This window comes from Dyella choica (assembly GCF_003977665.1).
Taxonomy (GTDB): domain Bacteria; phylum Pseudomonadota; class Gammaproteobacteria; order Xanthomonadales; family Rhodanobacteraceae; genus Dyella_B; species Dyella_B choica.
On the sequence record NZ_RYYV01000020.1, the window covers coordinates 1 to 20,360 of the forward strand.

Annotated in this window: 17 protein-coding genes; 6 read left to right on the forward strand and 11 right to left on the reverse strand. The window is 62.7% G+C overall.

The features are described 5' to 3' along the window. Positions 1-486: 486 nt before the first annotated feature. On the reverse strand, positions 487-681 hold the full coding sequence (locus EKH80_RS19450; protein ID WP_126686463.1) for a hypothetical protein: 195 nt from the start codon (positions 679-681) through the stop codon (positions 487-489). Positions 682-754: 73 nt separating this feature from the next. Beyond that, positions 755-949: a rubredoxin gene (locus EKH80_RS19455; protein WP_126686464.1), complete on the reverse strand. Its 195-nt coding sequence runs from the start codon at positions 947-949 to the stop codon at positions 755-757. A 239-nt stretch (positions 950-1,188) separates the two neighbouring features. Here EKH80_RS19455 and hemL point away from each other — a divergent pair, with 239 nt between their 5' ends. Beyond that, positions 1,189-2,472, forward strand: coding sequence for a glutamate-1-semialdehyde 2,1-aminomutase (hemL, locus tag EKH80_RS19460; RefSeq protein ID WP_126686465.1), 1,284 nt, complete (start codon positions 1,189-1,191; stop codon positions 2,470-2,472). A 134-nt stretch (positions 2,473-2,606) separates the two neighbouring features. Here hemL and EKH80_RS19465 read toward each other — a convergent pair whose 3' ends face one another. From EKH80_RS19465 to EKH80_RS19485, 5 genes are all read right to left on the reverse strand, one after another. Beyond that, entirely contained in the window at positions 2,607-3,026 is a 420-nt protein-coding gene (locus tag EKH80_RS19465; protein ID WP_126686466.1) for a VOC family protein, read from the reverse strand. 17 nt (positions 3,027-3,043) lie between these two features. Next, entirely contained in the window at positions 3,044-4,273 is a 1,230-nt protein-coding gene (locus tag EKH80_RS19470; RefSeq protein WP_425481166.1) for an acetylornithine/succinylornithine family transaminase, read from the reverse strand. 934 nt (positions 4,274-5,207) lie between these two features. Next, positions 5,208-6,551: a sigma-54 dependent transcriptional regulator gene (locus tag EKH80_RS19475; protein WP_126686468.1), complete on the reverse strand. Its 1,344-nt coding sequence runs from the start codon at positions 6,549-6,551 to the stop codon at positions 5,208-5,210. Positions 6,552-6,801: 250 nt separating this feature from the next. Continuing rightward, positions 6,802-7,620: an SDR family oxidoreductase gene (locus EKH80_RS19480; protein ID WP_126686469.1), complete on the reverse strand. Its 819-nt coding sequence runs from the start codon at positions 7,618-7,620 to the stop codon at positions 6,802-6,804. Positions 7,621-7,791: 171 nt separating this feature from the next. Then, positions 7,792-8,394: an LON peptidase substrate-binding domain-containing protein gene (locus EKH80_RS19485; protein ID WP_126686470.1), complete on the reverse strand. Its 603-nt coding sequence runs from the start codon at positions 8,392-8,394 to the stop codon at positions 7,792-7,794. Between the two features lie 79 nt (positions 8,395-8,473). Here EKH80_RS19485 and EKH80_RS19490 point away from each other — a divergent pair, with 79 nt between their 5' ends. Beyond that, the gene (locus tag EKH80_RS19490) at positions 8,474-9,403 is read left to right on the forward strand and encodes an ABC transporter ATP-binding protein (RefSeq protein WP_126686471.1); all 930 of its coding nucleotides are present in this window, start codon (positions 8,474-8,476) and stop codon (positions 9,401-9,403) included. Next, the gene (locus tag EKH80_RS19495; protein ID WP_126686472.1) at positions 9,400-10,815 is read left to right on the forward strand and encodes a hypothetical protein; all 1,416 of its coding nucleotides are present in this window, start codon (positions 9,400-9,402) and stop codon (positions 10,813-10,815) included. Before EKH80_RS19490 ends, EKH80_RS19495 begins: the two co-directional genes overlap by 4 nt. Positions 10,816-10,891: 76 nt before the next feature. On the opposite strand, the gene EKH80_RS19500 is transcribed toward EKH80_RS19495, so the two are convergent. The 3 genes from EKH80_RS19500 to EKH80_RS19510 form a co-directional block, all read right to left on the reverse strand. After that, entirely contained in the window at positions 10,892-11,398 is a 507-nt protein-coding gene (locus EKH80_RS19500; RefSeq protein WP_126686473.1) for a hypothetical protein, read from the reverse strand. 297 nt (positions 11,399-11,695) lie between these two features. Continuing rightward, positions 11,696-13,051 carry a UDP-N-acetylmuramate:L-alanyl-gamma-D-glutamyl-meso-diaminopimelate ligase gene (mpl, locus tag EKH80_RS19505; protein ID WP_126686474.1) on the reverse strand — a complete coding sequence of 452 codons (1,356 nt, stop codon included), beginning with the start codon at positions 13,049-13,051 and terminating at the stop codon, positions 11,696-11,698. A 58-nt stretch (positions 13,052-13,109) separates the two neighbouring features. Next, on the reverse strand, positions 13,110-13,694 hold the full coding sequence (locus tag EKH80_RS19510) for an adenylate kinase (RefSeq protein ID WP_126686475.1): 585 nt from the start codon (positions 13,692-13,694) through the stop codon (positions 13,110-13,112). 194 nt (positions 13,695-13,888) lie between these two features. Here EKH80_RS19510 and EKH80_RS19515 point away from each other — a divergent pair, with 194 nt between their 5' ends. Both EKH80_RS19515 and EKH80_RS19520 read left to right on the forward strand, forming a co-directional pair. Next, positions 13,889-15,157 (forward strand): 6-phosphofructokinase, encoded by a 1,269-nt coding sequence (locus EKH80_RS19515; protein WP_126686476.1) that lies wholly within the window; start codon positions 13,889-13,891, stop codon positions 15,155-15,157. Positions 15,158-15,366: 209 nt separating this feature from the next. After that, positions 15,367-17,391 carry a sodium-translocating pyrophosphatase gene (locus EKH80_RS19520; protein ID WP_126686477.1) on the forward strand — a complete coding sequence of 675 codons (2,025 nt, stop codon included), beginning with the start codon at positions 15,367-15,369 and terminating at the stop codon, positions 17,389-17,391. A gap of 51 nt (positions 17,392-17,442) precedes the next feature. On the opposite strand, the gene EKH80_RS19525 is transcribed toward EKH80_RS19520, so the two are convergent. After that, positions 17,443-18,615, reverse strand: a complete 1,173-nt coding sequence (locus tag EKH80_RS19525; RefSeq protein WP_158628896.1) for a hypothetical protein — start codon at positions 18,613-18,615, stop codon at positions 17,443-17,445. 158 nt (positions 18,616-18,773) lie between these two features. On the opposite strand from EKH80_RS19525, the gene pdxR reads away from it, so the two are divergent. Next, positions 18,774-20,312 (forward strand): MocR-like pyridoxine biosynthesis transcription factor PdxR, encoded by a 1,539-nt coding sequence (pdxR, locus tag EKH80_RS19530; protein ID WP_126686479.1) that lies wholly within the window; start codon positions 18,774-18,776, stop codon positions 20,310-20,312. The last annotated feature ends 48 nt before the right edge of the window (positions 20,313-20,360 follow it).

The following is a 20,360-nucleotide window of genomic DNA, read 5'->3' on the forward strand; positions in this document are numbered from 1 at the left end:
CTATCTTTCCGAAGCGTTGGTCCTAACCTTAAAACGTCAAGCTTTTGAATTGACTCTTAGGTTAGACGCTTGCAATTAATGGACAATCATCCATCTGCCGCAAGACGCCCACACAAGTCACCTGCGCACACTGTCAAAGATCTCAATCACTTGCGAGCTTCTTTTGAAGTTCGCCCCGAAGCATTTCGTCCCGGGTGAGCCGCCCATTCTACATCTCTTCAAGCTTCCGTCAACACCCAAATTCAAAAATGTTTTCGGAGTTTTGAGGGGAACCTTCGCGACGGGCTGTGTCGTCGAAGGGGGTGAAATCATAGCGCCCCTTTACAGTCCTGTGAAGGGGCCTGAGCACGATCGGTGAGAAAATTTGCGCGCGGCAGACGAGACGCAAGCAAAGCCGGGCGAATGTCGCCAGCGGAACGGCAAGGCCGAGCTCCCTAAGGCTCCGGCCGGCCAAGCTGTCCATGCAACGGGAACCGTCAGCGGCAGCTACTTCGCTGCATCCGGCAAACAGGCATGCATCTCGCCGGTCACATCCCCTTGCGCCGGGCCGGCTCCATGCATGGGCACCAAGCCGACGCGGTAGGGGATCAATGTTTCGGGATGCATCTTTTCCAGCGCATCCCAATCGTCTTCGAAGGGAATGAATTGCTGCATGGCCGTGCCTCGGGTGGGGTTTTGCACGAGGACATTGCAGCAGAGGGAAAAGCCAGGGCGCTGGCGAAATCGGGCGATTTGCGGGCAGCGCGCGGCGGAATCAGTCGATCTCGACCATTTCGAAGTCGCTCTTGGTCGCGCCGCAGTCCGGGCACGTCCAAGTATCGGGCACGTCTTCCCAGCGCGTACCGGGGTCGATGCCCTCATCCGGCAGCCCCTCGGCCTCGTCATAGATGAAGCCGCAAACCACGCACATCCATTTGCGCAGGGTGATTTCGGGAGAGATTTGGTTCATGGAGACTCGCAGGATCTGAGTGAATAGCGCATTCTCGCAACTCCTCCGGTTATGCGAAAGCGGTCGAACCGGCCTCTGCAACGCGGGTTCCGGACACGGCGGCATTCCCTGCAAGCCTTGTGCGTGAAATGAGTCGGAACATCCCCAGGCTGGCGGTCCGCGGACATCGCCCGGAAAATGGTGCACTTCGGCCGCGACCCCGGTATCGCGGAAGCCCCCACCTGAATCGAGTCCTTGCCATGACCAACCACGAATTGTTCCAGCGTGCCCTGAAGCTGCTGCCCGGCGGAGTGAATTCCCCGGTGCGCGCCTTCAAGTCCGTCGGTGGAGAGCCTTTTTTCACCGCGCGCGCGGACGGCCCCTATCTTTGGGACGTGGAGGGCAGGCGCTATATCGACTATGTCGGCTCCTGGGGCCCGATGATCGTGGGTCACAACCATCCGAAGGTGCGCGAGGCGGTCGAGCGCGCGGTGCGGGACGGCCTCTCGTTCGGAACCCCCTGCCCGGCCGAGGTCGTAATGGCGCAAACCATTACGCGCCTGGTGCCGTCGGTGGAGATGGTGCGCATGGTCAACTCCGGCACGGAAGCGACCATGTCAGCCATCCGCCTGGCGCGCGGAGCCACCGGCCGCAGCAAGATCGTGAAGTTCGAAGGCTGCTATCACGGCCATGGCGACAGCTTTCTGGTGAAGGCGGGCTCGGGCGCACTGACTTTCGGCGTGCCCACGTCGCCGGGCGTGCCCGCGGCCAATGCCGATCTCACGCTGACCCTGCCCTACAACGACCTGCCGGCTGCCAATGCGCTGTTTGCTGAGCATGGCCGTGAAATAGCCGGCCTGATCATCGAGCCGGTCGCCGGCAACATGAACTGCATTCCGCCCCAGGACGGTTATCTGCAAGCATTGCGCGAGCTTTGCACGCGCCACGGCGCATTGCTGATTTTCGACGAAGTGATGACCGGGTTCCGCGTGGCACTAGGCGGTGCACAAGCGCTTTACAGCATCGAACCCGACCTCACCACCTTCGGCAAGGTCATCGGCGGCGGCATGCCGGTCGGCGCCTACGGCGGGCGTCGCGAGCTGATGGAACAAATTGCGCCAGCCGGCCCGATCTACCAGGCTGGCACCTTGAGCGGCAACCCCGTTGCGATGGCAGCCGGCCTGGCCATGCTGGAACTGGTGCAGGAGCCAGGCTTCTACGACACGCTGGCCGCGCGCACACGCTTACTGACCGACGGCATGCAAGCAGTGGCCGATAGCGAAGGTGTTCCATTCAGCACCAACCGCGTGGGCGGCATGTTCGGACTGTTCTTCACGCACGAGAAAGTAAGCAGCTACGCGCAGGCCACCGCAGCCGACACGACAATGTTCAATCGCTTCTTCCAGGGTATGCTTGAACACGGCGTGTTCCTTGCGCCCAGTGCCTTCGAGGCCGGCTTTCTTTCTTCCGCGCATAGCGAAGACGACATCGCGGCCACGCTGGATATGGCGCGCATCGCCATGCGGATGGCACGGGCTGGCTGATACGCCCGCCCTTGGTCGATCGGCTCGCCCCAGCCTAGCGCGTACGCTGGGATGCCAATCCCAGCATCGCGCGAGTCGCCACATAGCAATGCTGGGTTTCACAACCCAGCCTACGATTGCCCCAGCCTACGCGTTTACCAATGGCCGACATTCGGCATCGATGCCCAAGGTTCACGCGGCGGCAGATGGCCGTCTTGCAGCAGTTCGATCGAGACCAGATCCGGTGAACGCACGAATGCCATGTGGCCATCACGCGGCGGGCGGCTGATGGTGTAGCCCATCGACTGCAGATGCTCGCAGGTCGCATAGATGTCCTCGACCTGGAACGCGAGGTGCCCGAAGTTGCGCGCCGAGCCGTAGTCCTCTTGCGAACCCCAGTTGTAGGTCAGTTCGACTTCCGCTTCGGGATTTTCCGGCGCGCCCAGATACACCAGCGTGTACCTGCCTTGCGGCACGTCCATGCGGCGCACTTCCTTCAGCCCCAGGCCCTCGCAGTAGAAACGCAGCGAGGCATCCAGATCGCGTACTCGAACCATGCTATGCAGGTATTTCATGGTGATAGTCCCTGAGACTACTGATGGGCCACGGATTGCGCTACGAACACATGCAAGGCGTTGCGCAAACGCGACAGGCCGTCGGACAAGTCTTCATCGCTGATGTTCAGCGGTGGCACGAAGCGCAGTACGTCCGGACCTGCCTGCAACATTAGCAATCCATGCGCCGCCGCCACATCGAGTACGTCGCCCGCCTTGCCGCGATAGGCTTGCGCCAGCACCGCTCCCAGCATCAACCCGCGCCCGCGCACTTCGGAAAATACGCCGAGCTCGGCACCGATCGACCTCAACGCTTCCTGCAGCCTGGCGGACTGTCGCTGCACGTTCGCCAGCAATTCCGGCGCAGACAGCTTGCGCAATGCGACGCGCGCGACAGCGGCGGCCATGGGATTGCCGCCGAAAGTCGTGCCGTGCGCTCCGTACTGCATTACCTGCGAGACCTTCGGCCCGGCAAGCATCGCGCCGATCGGGAAACCGCAGCCCAGGGCCTTGGCGAGCGTCACGATGTCCGGCGTCACGCCGTCCTGCACGTGTGCGAACAGCGTTCCGGTGCGGCCCATGCCGCATTGGATTTCATCCAGCACCAACAACGCGCCGTGCGCATCGCATAGCTCTCGCAGACGCTTGAGAAACCCGGGTGCCGCCGGCAGTACACCGCCTTCGCCCTGCACCGGCTCCAGCATGACGGCAGCAACGTCGCCCGCGGCAAAGGCCGCTTCCAGCGCGGCGGCATCATTGAAGTCCAGATAGCGGAAACCGGCGGGTAGCGGCTCGTAGCCTTCCTGGTACTTCGGCTGTGCGGTGGCGGTAACCGTCGCCAGCGTACGGCCGTGGAAAGAGCCGCGGAACGTGATGATCACCCGCTGCTCCGGTCCCCTGCCCTGTGCTGCCGCCCATTTGCGCACCAGCTTGATGGCCGCTTCATTCGCCTCGGCCCCGGAGTTGCACAGAAACACGCGCTCGGCGAAACCGGATGCTTCGACCAATTCCTGCGCCAGATGCAGCGGCGGCTCGGTGTAGAACACGTTGCTGCTGTGCCAGAGCTTCTGCGCCTGAGTCATCAGCGCGGCAACCAGGTCCGGGTCCTGATGCCCCAAGGCATTCACCGCGATACCCGCGCCGAAATCGACATAGTCGCGCTGCTCGGTATCCCACACACGAGCCCCCTTGCCTCGATCGAGCACCAGCTCGCGCGGCTTGTAAACGGGTAACCAATAGCGCTTGCCAAGATCGACGAGGGACGACACCGAAGACTCCTTAATGTTTTAAGTACATGCATGACCCCTAGCTCGGCCGTAGCCGCGCCAGGAGGATGGAAAGGCAAGAAAACGGGGGAAACGGCATCCTAGCAGCAAGCATTTGCCGCCAACATACGCTCGCGTTGTCTACCGCAACGCGAGCTGTATCAGAGCCGTTACACCATCTTCAAATCGCCACGCGGCGCCATTCGTCGCGATCCAGCTTGCACGCCGACTGTAACAGGCGTGCATGTTCCAAGCTTTGTCCGATCCTGCCCATTCACACGCTAAACCTTCATTTTCAAGGGTTTTCTGCAGCTGGCATAGGACTTGCCATCTACCTAGTGACAGAGGAAGGGGACCAGCCCATGGACACACGTCAGCTTGTGCATCATCACATCCAGACCCCGGCGACGCTGGTGCGTACAGGGTTGCTTGGCATGCTCCACGGTCCGGGCTTCGTCGATGTCGCTCGCCTTTGGCAGGGCGCCACGCCTGGTGAAATCGTGGTGACCCGCAACGTGGCGACGTGTCCCGCCAATCGTCCGGTCACCGCACCCGGCTCGGCGCTAAGGGTGAGCGGCTGGCACCGACAACATGCAGAGCTACCGCTTCGCCATCGATGTCTCCGACTCGTCATGGCGGGGCGAAAAGAGTGCGCCGTCGCAAGACGGCAATGAGGGCGGTAACCCGGCGACATGCCGCCGGGCACCATGTGGAAGCCCCCGGCTCGTCCCCTGCGGGCCGGGGGCCTTCCCTTCCCAAGACCTTAAGGGGCTTGCATAGCCGATGCGGCATGAGCATGCCGCCGGACGCACCGACTCATCTTGTCGGTCAAGGAGCCATCCATGTTCCGACGTTCGGCCGTTGCAGGCCGGGATGCCAATCCCAGCATCGCGAGCGTTTCATGCATGGCGATGCCGAGTTTCACAACCCAGCCTGCTCAGTGGGTATCTTCAAGCACCAGCTGATGTTTCTTGCACAACCGGTAGATCGTCACTCGCGACACTTTCAAACGTCGCGCGCATTCGCTGATGTTGAATCGCGATTCGCGCAGGCATGCCAACACTGCATCGCGCTCTGCCGAAGTGCGCATCAATCCCAGGCTGGAATGCCCAGCTTTCGGCGCGACGACGTCTTCCAGATCAAGATCGGCCACGCTGATCTGGGCGCCCTCCGCCACCACTGCCGCACGCTGCACACGATTGAGCAGTTCACGCACGTTGCCCGGCCACGAGAAGTCGCGTAACGCCTTGCGCGCCAGCGCGCTGAACGTACGGGCGTGGCAATCGTGCTGCTTGCGGAAGTTGTCGAGAAAGATCTGCGCCAGTGGCAGCACGTCATCGGCGCGTTCGCGCAGTGCAGGCATGCGCAGGCGCAGCACATTGAGGCGGTAATACAGGTCTTCGCGGAAACGGCCCTGCGCCACCGCCTTTTCGAGATCCACGTGTGTCGCAGCGAGCACACGCACGTCGAGCTTGATCGATTGGGTGGAACCAACGCGCTCCAGGGTACCTTCCTGCAACAGGCGCAGCAGGCTGATTTGCGCATCCGGCGGCAGATCGCCCACTTCGTCCAGGAATACCGTGCCGCCGGCGGCTGCTTCAAAATGCCCGACACGGCGCGCGTTGGCGCCGGTAAAAGCGCCACGCTCGTGGCCAAACAGTTCCGACTGCACCAGATTGGCCGGCAATGCGCCGCAGTTGATGGCGGCGAACGGGCGATCACGGCGAGGCGACAATTTGTGCAGCGCACGCGCAGCCACTTCCTTGCCCGTACCCGTTTCACCGGTAACCAGCACCGGCAGATCCACCGGTGCGTATTTACGCAGGCTCGCCACCACCGCCATCATCGCCGGGCTGTTGCCGGTAATGCCCGGCACATCGGCATACGCCGAAACCTGTGGCGGAGCATCGCCCGCCAGCTTGCCGAGGGTCTCGACCAAGCGGTGCATGTCCACCGGCGCGGTGAAGAAATCGATGCTGGCGCGAAGCACGCGCTCCACCTCCGGCGCCTGCACGGACGTGTCGTTCGATAACAGTGCAAGCCACGGTATGCGTGGGTGATCGGCCATCAGCTTGGCCATGCTGCGCAAGGTCTCGATGCCGGCCTGGCGCACGTCCGCCATCGCTACCACAGTATCCCCTCGCCGGATACCAACGCCGCCTCCTTGCGCGCTCACGTCTCCTACACGCGTATGCCAACCAGCCTGTGCCAATCGCGCTCTTTCAATACTTGTCGGCTCCCCGAACCACACCAGACAGCGGATCGACGTATCGTTATTCATCGCAACGCCTCCCTCCAAAACCGCTGACCGCGGTGCCTGTCACATCCCTTGACAGGCTCTCGCCCCCGCGCCCGTGGCCAGCATCCGCCGATACAACCCGGCGTCGTTCACGGAATATACACCTGAATTTCTCGGTGGATCGCTAATTACGCAAACAAAATCCGTGCCATTCCTCAGCCGAAATGGCATTAAGGTGCGTATCTAAGCACCAGACAGCGGCCGCCTGATGACAGCCTGCTTTTTGAACGTGTCAGTTCAGGAACAAATCGGGTAGGAGCGGCGTGTGCAGTTTATAGGCGTAAGTGTCGAAATCGCGTATCCCCGCTTCGCGCAGCACCTCCTCGTCGATCGCGAAGCGTCCCGTGCATTGACGGGCCGGCTGGGTCAGCAGCACATGGGCGGCATCGGCGACGATCTCGGGGCGGCGGCATTGTTCCGGTTTCACGCCGTCGATCATGGCGATAGCTGCCGTCGCAATGACCGTGCGCGGCCACAAGGCATTCACCGCGATGCCCAGAGGCGCCAGTTCGGCGCTCATACCGAGAACGCAAAGGCTCATCCCGTACTTGGCGATGGTGTAGGCGGTATGCGGCGCAAACCATTTGGGATCGAGATTCGGCGGCGGCGAGAGCATCAGCACGTGCGGATTGCTCGCTTTCTTCAAGTGCGGCAGACATGCCTGGGTCACCATGAAAGTGCCGCGCGTGTTCACCTGATGCATGAGGTCAAAGCGCTTCATCGGCGTGCCTTCGGTACCGGCAAGCCAGATCGCGCTGGCATTGTTGACCACGATATCGATGCCGCCAAAGCGCTCCACCGCTTGCTCGACCGCCGCATGCACCTCGTCTTCCTCGCGAATGTCGACTTTCAACGCCAGCGCCCTGCCGCCGGCGGCTTCCACTTCAGCGGCCGCGGTATGAATGGTGCCGGGCAGCTTGGGATTGGGCACGCCGCTCTTGGCGGCAATCACGATGTTGGCGCCGTCACGCGCAGCGCGCAGCGCAATGGCAAGGCCGATGCCGCGCGAGGCGCCGGTGATGAACAGGGTTTTCCCGGCCAGGTTGGTCATATGGATGCTCCGATCAATTCTGCGTAGGTGGCGCCGGTTTTGTCTGTTCGCAGGCCACAGGGGCGTCGGCGAAGGCAGACTGGCCGTCTGTCGAGACGACGGACCGAAGGTATGCGGACAGACAGGGCCGGTGATGCCTGCGCAGAATTGATCGGAGCATCCATGAAGTCCTCAGGCTTTCTGGAAACGCGGCAGAATATCGCGCAACGCAGCCAAGCGCTGCAATGAATCCGTCATTTCCAACATTTGCTGCTGCTCTTCGCGCGCCAGCGGCAACAACTCCGCCAGACGAAAGCCGAGCCAGCCGGCTTCTTCGTAAGCCGTACGTGGCGCATGTCGCCAATGCGGCCCCATGGTTTCGATCAAACGCTCAAGGATGATCTGCAACAGGGCAAATTCCACCGGTACCGGTTGCGGCATCTCATCTGGCCACAATTGGACGTCGCCGCGCACCAGGCCATCCGGACGCGCCCGTGTTCGCAATACGCGAAAGCGGTTGCCGCCTTCGGCGGAGATGCCGAGCAGTCCGTCCGCGCGGTGGCTGAAATCGACGATACGCGCCAGCGTGCCGATGGCGGCGGGCTGGGCTGGTGCACCAACCTCGGCGCCTTCCAGGATCAGGCAGACACCGAACTCCGTTCCGTTAGTGGTGCATTCACGCACCAGATCCAGGTAACGCGGCTCGAAGATGCGCAACTGCAATTGCCCGCCCGGATACAGCACCGTACCGAGTGGAAACAGGGGGACGTCCAAGCTGGAAATCTGGGCAGCCATGGCGCCCATCTTAACCACTGGACGCGCCCTATCGCGCAAGGCACAGTGCTTTGGTCGAACCTGAGGGAACCGTGCAAGGATGTCCGCCAACCCGCTCGCCACTACCGTACCTTCCCCCATGCCGGCCGCACACGCCATGCCGGCGGTCCTGCAGGTCCGTGGCCTGGAGAAATCCTTCAAGCAGCGCCAGGTGCTCAAGTCGCTGGACTGGAGCGTGCCCAGCGGACGCGTGATCGGGCTGCTCGGCCGCAATGGCGCAGGCAAAACCACCCTGTTGCGCTGCCTGCTGGGGCTGTCTCCGATCGATGGCGGCGGGGTCGAACTGTTCGGCGAGCCGATGCTGGAACCGGGCGGTGAGCGCATGCACCGCATCGGCTTCGTACCCCAGACCTTCGACCTGTTTCCATGGATGAAGGTGCGTGCCTATCTGGACTTCACCGCGGCCTTCTACGCACGCTGGAATCGCGAAAGGGTGGAACGCCTGCTGGCGAATTGGGAGCTGGACGTCAGGCAGAAAATCGGCGAACTCTCGCAAGGCCAGCGCCAGAAGCTGGCGATCGTGCGCGCGATCGCACCCGACCCGGATCTGCTGGTGCTGGATGAGCCGGTGGCGAGCCTCGATCCGCAAGCCCGCCGCGCCTTCATGAATGAACTGCTTACTCTGATGCGCGCGCCGGGCAAGACGGTGATCTTCTCCACCCACATCACCGCCGACCTCGAACGCGCCGATGCGGACATCGCGCTGCTGCGCGACGGCCGCATCCAGTTCACCCGGCCGCTGGCCGAATTGCGCGAACGTTTCAAGCGCGTAGTGCTGGCACGCCCGGAAGGCTGGACGCAGGCGCCCATGGTGGCAGGCAGCCTGAAGTCGCATGTGCAAGGCGATCACGCGATTGTGCTGGTCGAAGATCCCTGCATGGACAGCCTGCACGCGCTCGCCACGCACGAGAACGCCACCATGCACGTCGAGACGCCCACACTCGAAGACCTGTTCGTGGAGCTGGCATGAACGTCGCGTGGCAGCTCTGGCTGCAATTGTTCCGGCGCATGCCTGTACTGGCGGTGCTGGCCAATCTGCTACGTGCGGCGGCGCTGTATTGCGCCGTTCAATGGCTGCTCGGCGATGACGAATTCGGTGTCCTTGCGGCCTCCTTGTTCGGTGTGGCGACGTGGATGTGGCATACCGGCCAGGGTTACAACCTGCGCGGCGTATGCGCGGCGGAGAGCTTTCTGCTGCCGAATTTTCGCCGCCGCTTGCTGGAATATTGCGTGATCGATCTCGTGATGTGGGTGCTGTTGCCGTTGGTCGTGGCCGCCATGGGAGGAGTGCCGCATCTTCCACTGCTTGCCTGCGGCTTGCTGCTGATCGCCGCGACCGGCGTGATGATGGGCAGCAACCCGCGCAGCGGCGCGTTCATCTGGCCCGTGTTCGTCGTATTGGGCTGGATGCCGTCGTTCGTGGCCGATTTTTTCAAGGAGGCCCTGCGTTCACCGCTCACGCCGTGGTTGCTGCTGGCGATCGTGGCTTTGCTGTTGAGATTCAGCATTGCGCCGCTGTTGCGGATCGAAGACCGGCAAGCAGACGCATCGCCCCTGGAAAGCACCAGCCTGAGTCGCATGCAAACACGCGGCGCACCCGGCGAGCCGCGGCGCATGGGTGCGTTCGGCAAACGCATCAACGCGCTGTATGAGCAGCTTGCGGAGCGGGCGATGCGGCGCGCACTGGCTGCCTACCAGCGCAGCCCCGGCTTTCAGCGACGCATGCTCCTGGTAAGGCGATTGCTGCTGCCGAACGATAACCCGGAAGCAATCGGATTGCGCATCGTCCTGGTCTCGATGCTTGTCTGCTTCTATTTCATCGCGATCATGCACCGCCAACATTTCAATCCGGTGGTTGTGGGCGCTTACGCCATCATGCTCAGCATTTCGCGCTACCCGCAATTGAACGTCGGCATGGTGCGCATGCGGCCGAACATGGCCGACCTGTATCTCACGCTGGCGCCGGAAACGCGCGCCGAATACCAGCGAACCATTTCGGAAGCACTGCTCGTCCTGGCGCCGATCAGCTTGCTCACCGCGCTGGTGTACACCATGCTCGGCGCCTGGCTGGTACATGCTCCGGATCCATGGCACATGCTGTTCGTGGCGGCGATCGTTTCGCTGGCGGCCAGCCTGGCCGCACTCGCCTTGCACCTGATCGGCCCGGAGGGCACGACCGGCCGCACCATCGTCAATCTGGTCGTGGTGTTTGGCACCATGGCCGTGTATTGGGGCGGCTATTGGCTGGTGGGTACGTTGGGCTATGCGCTGGGTGGCGGACTGCTCGCATTGCTTGCACTGGGTTTTGGCTTGGGTGTGTGGTTTGCGGCGCAACGGGAATACGTATCACGTGCTCCACGCTTCGATGCGCCGATTGGCTGATTCCGCCGCTGACACGTGCTGGCACCCCACCTGTTTTGCTGGATCCAAACCCGCCTTGCGCAAAGCAGCCCTTAGCTCAGCTTCTTTTCGATGACTGGCCGGTCCCGCGACCGCCACCGCATGGATCGCCCATTGGCACCGCCATGATCATCTTGTCGGTATCATCGACCACCCGCGCGCCTTTCATGAAGGGCACTGTCCGTTGCATTCCAAAGAGGCTCAACAGTTTGTATATCTGCGATGGCGTCAACTCCGCTTCGAGATCGGCATAGCTGAACGATGTTATCCCTTTCCCATTGAATTGAAGACTGGATATAAAACGGTTTTTTGCCTCGGGACTTAGGTAGTCAAGCGGCGAATCTGCAGCGGGAGTCCGCGCGATATACGCATTCAAGTCCTTGATGGATTTAATAGGCGCCAGCCTTGCTGCAATTTCATTTGTTTGCGTGACCTTATTTGCCGCACACAATTTTTCTTGCGCAATCGAAGCATTGGCATTGCTTCGCGCATAAGCGGAAAAATTAGAGCTCCATGCGACCAAAACGGACACTAGTAGCGGAATTTTTATCCACGACGCCTTCATGACTATCTCCCTATTGGCTGGAAACATGCATTTCGATCGAGATGAAGTTCAAACCGCACACAGGAACACCGTGCGGCCGGCAGTGATGATCACAAACGACCATTACTGCTTCGCAGCACCCTGCTTCAATGCTTGGAAAAAGGAAATAGAACTAATTTGAATTTCGTGCTGGGGAAATCTTGATCAACCCGGGGGACATCGGCGTGCGGTTATGTCTACGCAAAGAGGGGCAAGGTAGGCTGGGATGCCAATCCCAGCTTTCTTGCCGCTTCCCGATGCTGGGATGGTCATCCCAGCCTACGAATGCAGCGCCTCGACGAAGCGGCGGGGTGCGTTTTCAAAACCGCCATTGGACATGAAGACCACGTGGTCGCCTGCACGCGTTTGTGATTTCAGCGCAGCAAGCAAGTCATTGACGCTGGGTGCCGTGCTGGCACGGCCATGCAGGGCGTCGGTGACGCGCCTTGCATCCCACGGCAGTTCCGGGCGATGCAGGAACACCACGGCATCGGCATCGGCCAGCGAGGGGGCCAGGGCCTCGGCATGCGCGCCCAGCCGCATGGAATTCGAACGCGGCTCCAGCGCCACCAGGATGCGCGCCTTGCCCACTTTCGCGCGCAGGCCGGCAAGGGTGGTGGCGATGGCCGTGGGGTGATGGGCGAAATCGTCGTAGACGTGCACGCCATCGACTTCGCCGACCACTTCCATGCGCCGCTTTACGCTCTGGAAAGTACCGAACGCCGGCAGCAAGGCCCGTGGCTCGGCACCGGCAGCCGCGGCAGCTGCAAGCGCCGCCAGCGCATTCATAACGCTATGCTCGCCCAGCAACGGCCAGCGCACTTCACCGATGTGCTCGCCCTTGTATTGCACCAAAAAGCGGGAGCCATCGGCCACGACCAGCGTCGCCTGCCAATCGCCCTTGCCGATACCGAAGGTTTCCACCGGCGTCCAGCAGCCCATCGCCAGCACTTCGGCCAGGTACTTGTCGTGCGCATTGACGATCAATCTGCCGTTGCCGGGCACCGTGCGTACGAGGTGATGGAACTGGCGCTGGATCGAAGCGACGTCCGGAAAGATGTCCGCGTGGTCGTATTCGAGGTTGTTGAGGATGGCAATGCGCGGACGGTAGTGCACGAACTTGGAGCGCTTGTCGAAGAATGCGCTGTCGTATTCGTCCGCCTCGATAACGAAGGGCTTGCCCTGCCCCAGGCGAGCGGAAATGCCGAAGTTGCCGGGCACTCCGCCGATCAGGAAACCGGGCGCGAGCCCCGCACTATCGAGCAGATGTGCGAGCAGGCTGGTGGTGGTGGTCTTGCCATGCGTGCCGGCCACTGCCAACACTTCGCGCTCGACCAGCAAACGCTCGCCCAGCCACTGCGGACCGGACACGTAGCGCAACCGTTGGTCGAGCATGTATTCCACTGCCGGATTGCCGCGCACCATGGCGTTGCCGACCACGACGAGGTCCGGCGCCGGCTGCAGATGTTCGGCGTGGTAGCCCTGCATCAGCTCGATGCCAAGCGCTTCTAGCTGGGTGCTCATCGGCGGATAGACGTTGGCGTCGGAACCTTCCACCGTTTCGCCGAGTTCGCGCGCCAGGGCGGCGACGCCGCCCATGAAGGTGCCGCAGATACCAAGGATGTGCAGACGCATGAATAGCCCGTGTGCTGTTCTGGCCCGGCTCCCTCCAACGGAGGGAAGGGTCAGCGACTCAACCGTTCGCCGCCGCCGCCTCGTTCGCCAGCGCGCGCTTTACTCGGGCCGTGACCTCATCCAGCTCGCCCACGCCGTCCACTACTTGCAGTTTGCCGCGGCGCGCGTAGAAATCGGCCACCGGCGCGGTCTGCTCGGCATAGACTTTCAGGCGGTCGCGCACCACCACCGGGTCGTCGTCCTTGCGGTGTTCCGCGGCAAAGCGGATTTCGCAACGCCTGATGATCGCTTCGTTGGGCACTTCCAGCTTCACCACGGCATCGAGCGGCTGGCCGATCTTGGTCAGCAGGTGGTCGAGCGCGTCGGCCTGCGCGAGGTTGCGCGGATAGCCGTCGAGGATGAAGCCCGGCTGGGTGTCCGGCTCCGCCAGCCGCTCCTCCAGCATGCCGAGCAGGATGTCGTCGGAAACCAGCTGGCCGGCATCCATCACGGCCTTGGCCTTCATGCCAAGCGGGGTCCCCGCTTTCACCGCCGCGCGCAGCATGTCACCGGTCGAGATGTGCGGCACGCCAAGCTCGGCCTTGAGCCGTGCTGCCTGGGTACCCTTGCCCGAGCCGGGCGCGCCAAGAAGGACAAGTCGCATATGTCTCCACAAGATCCCGTGTCCTGTCGCACACTGCGCCAGTTTCCCCAGGATTCCTCAGATGAATGCCGATCAAGGTAACGTCTGCGGGGGGTGGCGTCAAACCGCGAACGCCCCGAATTCACGCCAAGTCGCTGATATATATGCGATCCGCGATTGACGTCGAAATGTCATATGCCCTCGGAGAGCGCCCTATGAAGTCCAAAACCCGTTCCGCCACCGGCCGCCTGCTGTACGCCCAATCCGGCGGCGTCACCGCCGTGATCAACGCAACTGCCGCCGGCGTCATCCAGACGGCACGCGCCCATCGCGTTCCGGTGTATGCGGCGCACAACGGTATCCTCGGCGCGCTCCGCGAAGAACTGATCGACACTACCAAGGAAACGGCAGCCGCCATTGCCGCGCTCCGGCACACGCCGGGCGGTGCGTTCGGGTCTTGCCGCTACAAACTGAAGTCGCTGGATGCCAACCGTGCCGAGTACGAGCGCCTGATCGAGATTTTCCGTGCGCACGAAATCCGCTGGTTTCTCTACAACGGCGGCAATGATTCGGCCGACACGGCGTTGAAAATCTCGCAGCTCGGCCAGGCCATGGACTATGACATCCGCTGCATCGGCGTGCCCAAGACGGTGGACAACGATCTGATGGTCACCGATTGCTGTCCGGGTTTCGGCTCGGTGGCGAAATACACCGCCGTTTCCACGCTGGAAGCAAGCCTGGACGTCGCCTCCATGGCCGACACGTCAACCAAAGTATTCATCGTGGAGGTGATGGGCCGGCACGCCGGCTGGATCGCCGCCGCCGCCGGCCTTGCAGGCGAAGGACCCGACGCGGCTCCGCACATCATCCTGTTCCCCGAACGCGTATTCGACGAGGCAGCCTTTCTGGCCAAGGTAAAGGCCACGGTGGAGCGCGTGGGCTGGTGCACAGTGGTGGCCTCCGAAGGCATACGCAGCGCCGATGGACAATTCCTCGCCGCCGGCTCTACCGATGCGTTCGGCCACGCGCAACTGGGCGGCGCGGCACCGGTGCTGGCCGCATTGGTGAAGGAGAAGCTCGGCTACAAATATCACTGGGCCTTGCCCGATTACCTGCAGCGTTCCGCGCGGCACCTGGCCTCGAAGACCGACGCCGACCAGGCCTATGCCGTGGGCAAGGCCGCGGTGGATTACGCGCTGGCCGGCATGAACGCCGTGATGCCGGTGATCGTGCGTACTTCCGACGCACCGTATCGCTGGAAGCTGGAAGCAGCGCCGCTGGACAAGATCGCCAACCATGAAAAGAAGATGCCGGACAAATTCATCAGCCGTGACGGCTTCGGCATCACGGCTGCCGCACGACGCTATCTATCGCCGCTGATCCGGGGCGAAGCGCCGCCGCCGTATGGGCGGGAAGGTTTGCCCAAGTATGTGCAGCTGAAGAATGTGGCGGTGACAAAGAAGCTGCTGGCGTTCGTCCGCTAGCCTGCGTAGGCCGGGATGACAATCCCAGCCTCAGGAACCCGACAGAGAGCTGGGATTGCCATCCCAGCCTACGCCGCCATCGCATTGCCTCATGCAATGGAGAACCCCACTCGCTGCGGCATTGCACAACAAGTCATCACGCAAGCTCTGCCTATACTCGACCTGAACCGCTCCATCTTGGACGGTCGACACAAACGAGGGAGGCACCGATGCTGCAGCAGTATGGCTTGTGGATCGCGTTGGCTTGCGCGGTCGTGGCGATTTTGTACGGGGCTCTATCCGTGCGCTGGGTGCTGGCGAAATCGCCAGGCAACGCACGCATGCAGGAAATCGCCTCGGCTATCCAGGAAGGCGCGCGCGCCTACCTCAACCGCCAGTACCGCACGATCGCGCTTGTGGGCGTGGTGCTGCTGGTGATCATCGGGTTCGCCCTGGACTGGGGCACGGCCATCGGCTTTCTGATCGGCGCGGTATTGTCCGGCGCCACCGGCTATATCGGCATGAACGTCTCGGTACGCGCCAATGTGCGTACTGCCGAAGCGGCGCGTGCCGGGCTGGCATCCGCCTTGAACGTGGCTTTCCGCGGCGGCGCGATCACCGGCATGCTGGTGGTAGGGCTGGCCCTGCTTGGCGTGGCCGGCTATTTCGCAGTGCTCAAGCACGTGGGCTACGACGATGGCCGCGCCCTGCACGCCATGATCGGCCTGGCGTTCGGCTCCTCGCTGATCTCGATCTTTGCGCGCCTTGGCGGCGGCATCTTCACCAAGGGTGCGGACGTGGGCGCGGACCTGGTCGGCAAGGTGGAAGCGGGCATTCCGGAAGACGACCCGCGCAATCCTGCGGTGATCGCCGACAACGTAGGAGACAACGTCGGCGACTGCGCCGGCATGGCTGCCGACCTGTTCGAAACCTACGCAGTGACACTGATCGCCAGCATGCTGCTGGGCGGCGTGGTCGGCGAACAAGCTGGGGCGAACGCGGTGCTGTATCCGTTGCTGCTCGGCGGCGCATCGATCATCGCCTCGGTGATCGGCACCTTCTTCGTGCGCGCACGTGGCGCGAAGATCATGAACGCGCTGTACATGGGCGTGGTGATTTCCGCGGTGCTGGCGGCCATTGCGTTCTGGCCCATCACCAAGAAATTGATGGCCGACGCCACGCTGGGCGTCACACGCCTGTACGGAAGTGCGCTGATCGGCCTGGTGCTCACGGGCGTGATCGTGGTGATCACGGAGTACTACACAGCTACCGAGTACGCGCCGGTCCGCCACGTGGCTAAGTCGTCGACCACCGGGCATGCCACCAACATCATCGCGGGCCTCGGTGTATCGATGAAATCCACCGCGCTGCCGGTGCTGGCGGTGTGTGCGGCGATCTGGGGTGCCTATGCCTTGGCAGGCTTGTACGGCATTGCCGTTGCCGCCACCGCCATGCTGTCGATGACCGGCATGGTAGTGGCGCTGGACGCCTATGGCCCGATCACCGACAACGCCGGCGGCATTGCCGAAATGGCCGAACTGCCGCCGGAGGTGCGTGGTGTGACCGATCCGCTCGACGCTGTGGGCAATACCACCAAGGCCGTCACCAAGGGCTATGCGATCGGCTCGGCCGGCCTGGCCGCGCTGGTGCTGTTTGCTGACTACACGCATCGGCTGTCACTGGATCATGCGGGCACGGTCTATTCTTTCGACCTTTCCGATCATCGTGTGATCGTGGGCCTTCTGATCGGTGGACTGATCCCGTACCTGTTCGGTGCCATGGCGATGGAGGCGGTGGGCCGCGCTGCCGGCGCGGTGGTGGAAGAAGTGCGCCGCCAGTTCCGCGAAATCTCCGGCATCATGGAAGGCACCACCAAGCCGGATTATTCGCGTGCGGTGGACCTGCTGACCAAGTCGGCGATCAAGGAAATGCTGATCCCCTCGCTGCTGCCGGTGCTGGTGCCGATCATCGTCGGTTTCGCGCTCGGCCCCGTAGCGCTCGGCGGCCTGCTGATCGGCACCATCGTCACCGGCCTGTTCGTGGCCATCTCGATGACCACCGGCGGCGGTGCGTGGGACAACGCCAAAAAGTACATCGAGGACGGCAATCACGGCGGCAAGGGCTCGGATGCGCACAAAGCCGCGGTCACCGGCGATACGGTGGGCGATCCGTACAAGGACACCGCCGGCCCGGCGGTCAACCCGCTGATCAAGATCATCAACATCGTCGCGCTGCTGTTGATTCCCTTGCTGTAGCCAGCACCCTGCATGGCGCCCTCCCCTGCTTGCAGGGGAGGGCGATGCGGGTCAAAGACCATCCGGCACGGCGACAAAGGCGGAGCCGGCTTGTGCCGCGGCATTCCAAGACTGCCCGGTTATCACGCCGGCATCATTGATATCGTTGGCAGATACCAACGGATCGCTGTTGCCGCTCGTAACGCCGGGCCAATTGAGATTGACGATGCGGCCGTTGCGCCACACGACCGCGTTGCAGACATTCTTCGCATTGCAGGATTGGCCAACGACGGTGCCCTGGTCGTTGATGCCCAAGGCCTGGCTAGTGGCATCGCCCGGCAGCGTACCCAGATCGCGCATGCCGCCGGCGGGCGTCCAAATGAAGGCGTGTGGATTGAAGTTCGCCGCACCTCCAGGGTTGGCGATATTCGCAAAACCTACGACGACGCCGCGCTCATTGATCGCCATGGGCGTGTTCCAGGCCGGCACGCCAAGATTTCCAAGGTCGATCGCCTGGCCGTTCTGCCATAGCACCGCATGGATCGCCGAATAGCGGCCTATGGCCTGATCGCACAAGCCCGAAATACCCACGACCTGCCCCCGATCGTTGATGGCTGTCGCCGCGCCGGAGGTATCGGTGCCGATCAGCGGCAAGGCGCGGATGTCGTCATTTCCCGGCCCCCATACCACGGGTTTGAACTGCAGCACCTGGCTGGAAGCAGGATCGCAGGTTGGGTCGTGCACCGTGTTTTCCGCCCACCCTACGGCCAGACCGAAATTGTTGGCGCCCGCGGCGAAACCATTGTTACCGCCAAGCGTAGGCAAGGCGTGCATATGACCCCACCGCCATACAAAGCCGCGGCAGCTGTGGCCGGTGGGGACCGGGAAGAAGAACGAGCAACTCCAGCTCTCGCCCAATGGGTCCATTTGCGCCGTTTCGGAGAACCCGACGAGCACGCCATAATCGTTTTTTACCGGCCAGTTGATGGCGCTATTGGCGCCACCCAACGTGCCCAGATCGAACGCCGAACCGTTCAGCCAGATCGCGGCATGCACACGCTGGTCACCTGGCAAATTGGAAACGCCGCTGACCAGTCCAAATCGGTTGATGCTGGCGCCCGAACTGGACGACCCGCCCAGCGAACCGAAGCTGCGGACCTGATAGTGGTCCGCCGCCGCTGCCGAGGGCAGCTCGGCTACCAGACCGGCCATGCAAACAGCGACCGTCATCATAATGCGACGCATGGGATGCTCCTTCATTCTCGTTGTGGGGCTGGAATCAGCTGTGGGGACGTACGGGCCAAGCGTGGTAGCTGGGACACGCGGCCAAAAGCGCCACTTTTGCGATGCCGGCTAGTCCGGTCCGCGCTATAGTCCTGGAGAAATCAGAGGCCACCTAAGCCATGCGCCGCTGGGCATTGACCATTGCACTCGATCCCCAACGCGAGCTGCCGATGTTTTTGCAGCTCGCCCGTGCGATTGCCGACGCCATTCGTGAGGGCCGCCTGCGTGCCGGGGAGCCGCTGCCCGGCACGCGCGAATTGGCCGAACAGCTCAGGGTGAACCGCAATACGATTGTGGCCGGCTACGAGGAACTGGCCGCGGAAGGCCTGGTGCAAACGCGCGTCGGCGGCGGCACTTTCGTTGCATCCCCTCTACCACCGGCTGCCCGCACCGCCGCGCCTGCGAAAGACACGTTGGCCGATGCCCCCACCTACGCCCTCGCCGGGTCCATCCACGCCACACCCACCGTCAAGCTGCCGCCACCGGGCAGCTTGATGATCGCGCACAGCCTGCCGGATACACGTCTGTTTCCAGCCGAAGCGCTGACTCGCGCGTTCCGGCGCGCAATCCTGCAACGCGGCCGTTCACTGGTCGGATATGCCGATCCTTGCGGTCATCACCACTTGCGCGAAGAACTGGCAAGCATGTTGCGCAGCACCCGCGCCCTGCCTGCCACGACCGACGGCCTGATGGTGACGCGCAGCCTCGAACAGGGCATCGACCTGGTGGCGCGGATGCTGCTCAAGCCCGGCGACGTCGTGGCGGTGGAAGCCTTCGGTTATCCGCCTGCATGGAGCGTGCTGCGCCTGGCCGGCGCGCAACTGATGCCCTTGCCCGTGGACGATCAGGGGCTGAATGTGGAGGCGCTGGAAGACGCTCTGAAGCATCAACGCATACGCGCCGTTTTCGTCACGCCGCACCATCAGTTCCCTACCACGTGCGTGATGTCCCCGGCGCGCCGGGAACGGCTCGCCGCATTGGCCACGACGCATCGATTCGCCATCATCGAAGACGACTACGACCACGAATTCCATTACGCCGGCAAACCCGTCCTGCCGATTGCCGCAGGACAGGACCGTGCGAATGTGATCTATATCGGCTCGCTTTCGAACCTGTTCGCGCCAGGCATCAGCACCGGCTTCATTCATGCGCCGCCGGCCGTATTCGAGCATCTTGCCCATCTGCGCGCAGCCAGTGATCCACGCAGCGATGTAGCGATGGAGTGCGCGATCGCCGAACTGTTTGAAGACGGCGAGCTGTTGCGCCATATGCGACGCGTGCGCCGAACCTATGCCGCACGGCGCGACGCACTGGTTGCAGCCCTGCGGCGCCACCTCGGCAGCGCCTTGCATTTCCGGGTTCCCGAGGGCGGCATGGGGCTATGGGCGCACGTCGATGAAACCATCCCCATCGATCGCTGGAGCGAGCAAGGCGAACGCGCCGGCGTGCAGTTCTTCGGCGCCAGACGTTACGACTTCCATCAACGCGAACAGCCCTATTTACGGCTTGGATTCAGCTACCTCGACGAGAGTGAACTCGAAGAAGCCGTGCGACGCATGGCCCGCGCCTTGGCGGAGCTGAGCCCCCGTTCGCTCAAGCCGGCCCGCACCGCGCCCCCTGGCATGATCGGACATGATCCGCAGCCGGCTCGAACTTGACGCATAGGGGGCTTCCCTACTTTCCCCACTGGCGTTTTCCGCCGGGAC

Coding starts and splice junctions, on each gene's coding strand:
- EKH80_RS19455 (WP_126686464.1), bottom strand. CDS start 949: ATGAACCAAATCTCTCCCGAAATCACCCTGCGCAAATGGATGTGCGTG.
- hemL (WP_126686465.1), top strand. CDS start 1,189: ATGACCAACCACGAATTGTTCCAGCGTGCCCTGAAGCTGCTGCCCGGC.
- EKH80_RS19465 (WP_126686466.1), bottom strand. CDS start 3,026: ATGAAATACCTGCATAGCATGGTTCGAGTACGCGATCTGGATGCCTCG.
- EKH80_RS19475 (WP_126686468.1), bottom strand. CDS start 6,551: ATGAATAACGATACGTCGATCCGCTGTCTGGTGTGGTTCGGGGAGCCG.
- EKH80_RS19480 (WP_126686469.1), bottom strand. CDS start 7,620: ATGACCAACCTGGCCGGGAAAACCCTGTTCATCACCGGCGCCTCGCGC.
- EKH80_RS19485 (WP_126686470.1), bottom strand. CDS start 8,394: ATGGCTGCCCAGATTTCCAGCTTGGACGTCCCCCTGTTTCCACTCGGT.
- EKH80_RS19490 (WP_126686471.1), top strand. CDS start 8,474: ATGTCCGCCAACCCGCTCGCCACTACCGTACCTTCCCCCATGCCGGCC.
- EKH80_RS19495 (WP_126686472.1), top strand. CDS start 9,400: ATGAACGTCGCGTGGCAGCTCTGGCTGCAATTGTTCCGGCGCATGCCT.
- EKH80_RS19500 (WP_126686473.1), bottom strand. CDS start 11,398: ATGAAGGCGTCGTGGATAAAAATTCCGCTACTAGTGTCCGTTTTGGTC.
- mpl (WP_126686474.1), bottom strand. CDS start 13,051: ATGCGTCTGCACATCCTTGGTATCTGCGGCACCTTCATGGGCGGCGTC.
- EKH80_RS19510 (WP_126686475.1), bottom strand. CDS start 13,694: ATGCGACTTGTCCTTCTTGGCGCGCCCGGCTCGGGCAAGGGTACCCAG.
- EKH80_RS19515 (WP_126686476.1), top strand. CDS start 13,889: ATGAAGTCCAAAACCCGTTCCGCCACCGGCCGCCTGCTGTACGCCCAA.
- EKH80_RS19520 (WP_126686477.1), top strand. CDS start 15,367: ATGCTGCAGCAGTATGGCTTGTGGATCGCGTTGGCTTGCGCGGTCGTG.
- EKH80_RS19525 (WP_158628896.1), bottom strand. CDS start 18,615: ATGCGTCGCATTATGATGACGGTCGCTGTTTGCATGGCCGGTCTGGTA.
- pdxR (WP_126686479.1), top strand. CDS start 18,774: ATGCGCCGCTGGGCATTGACCATTGCACTCGATCCCCAACGCGAGCTG.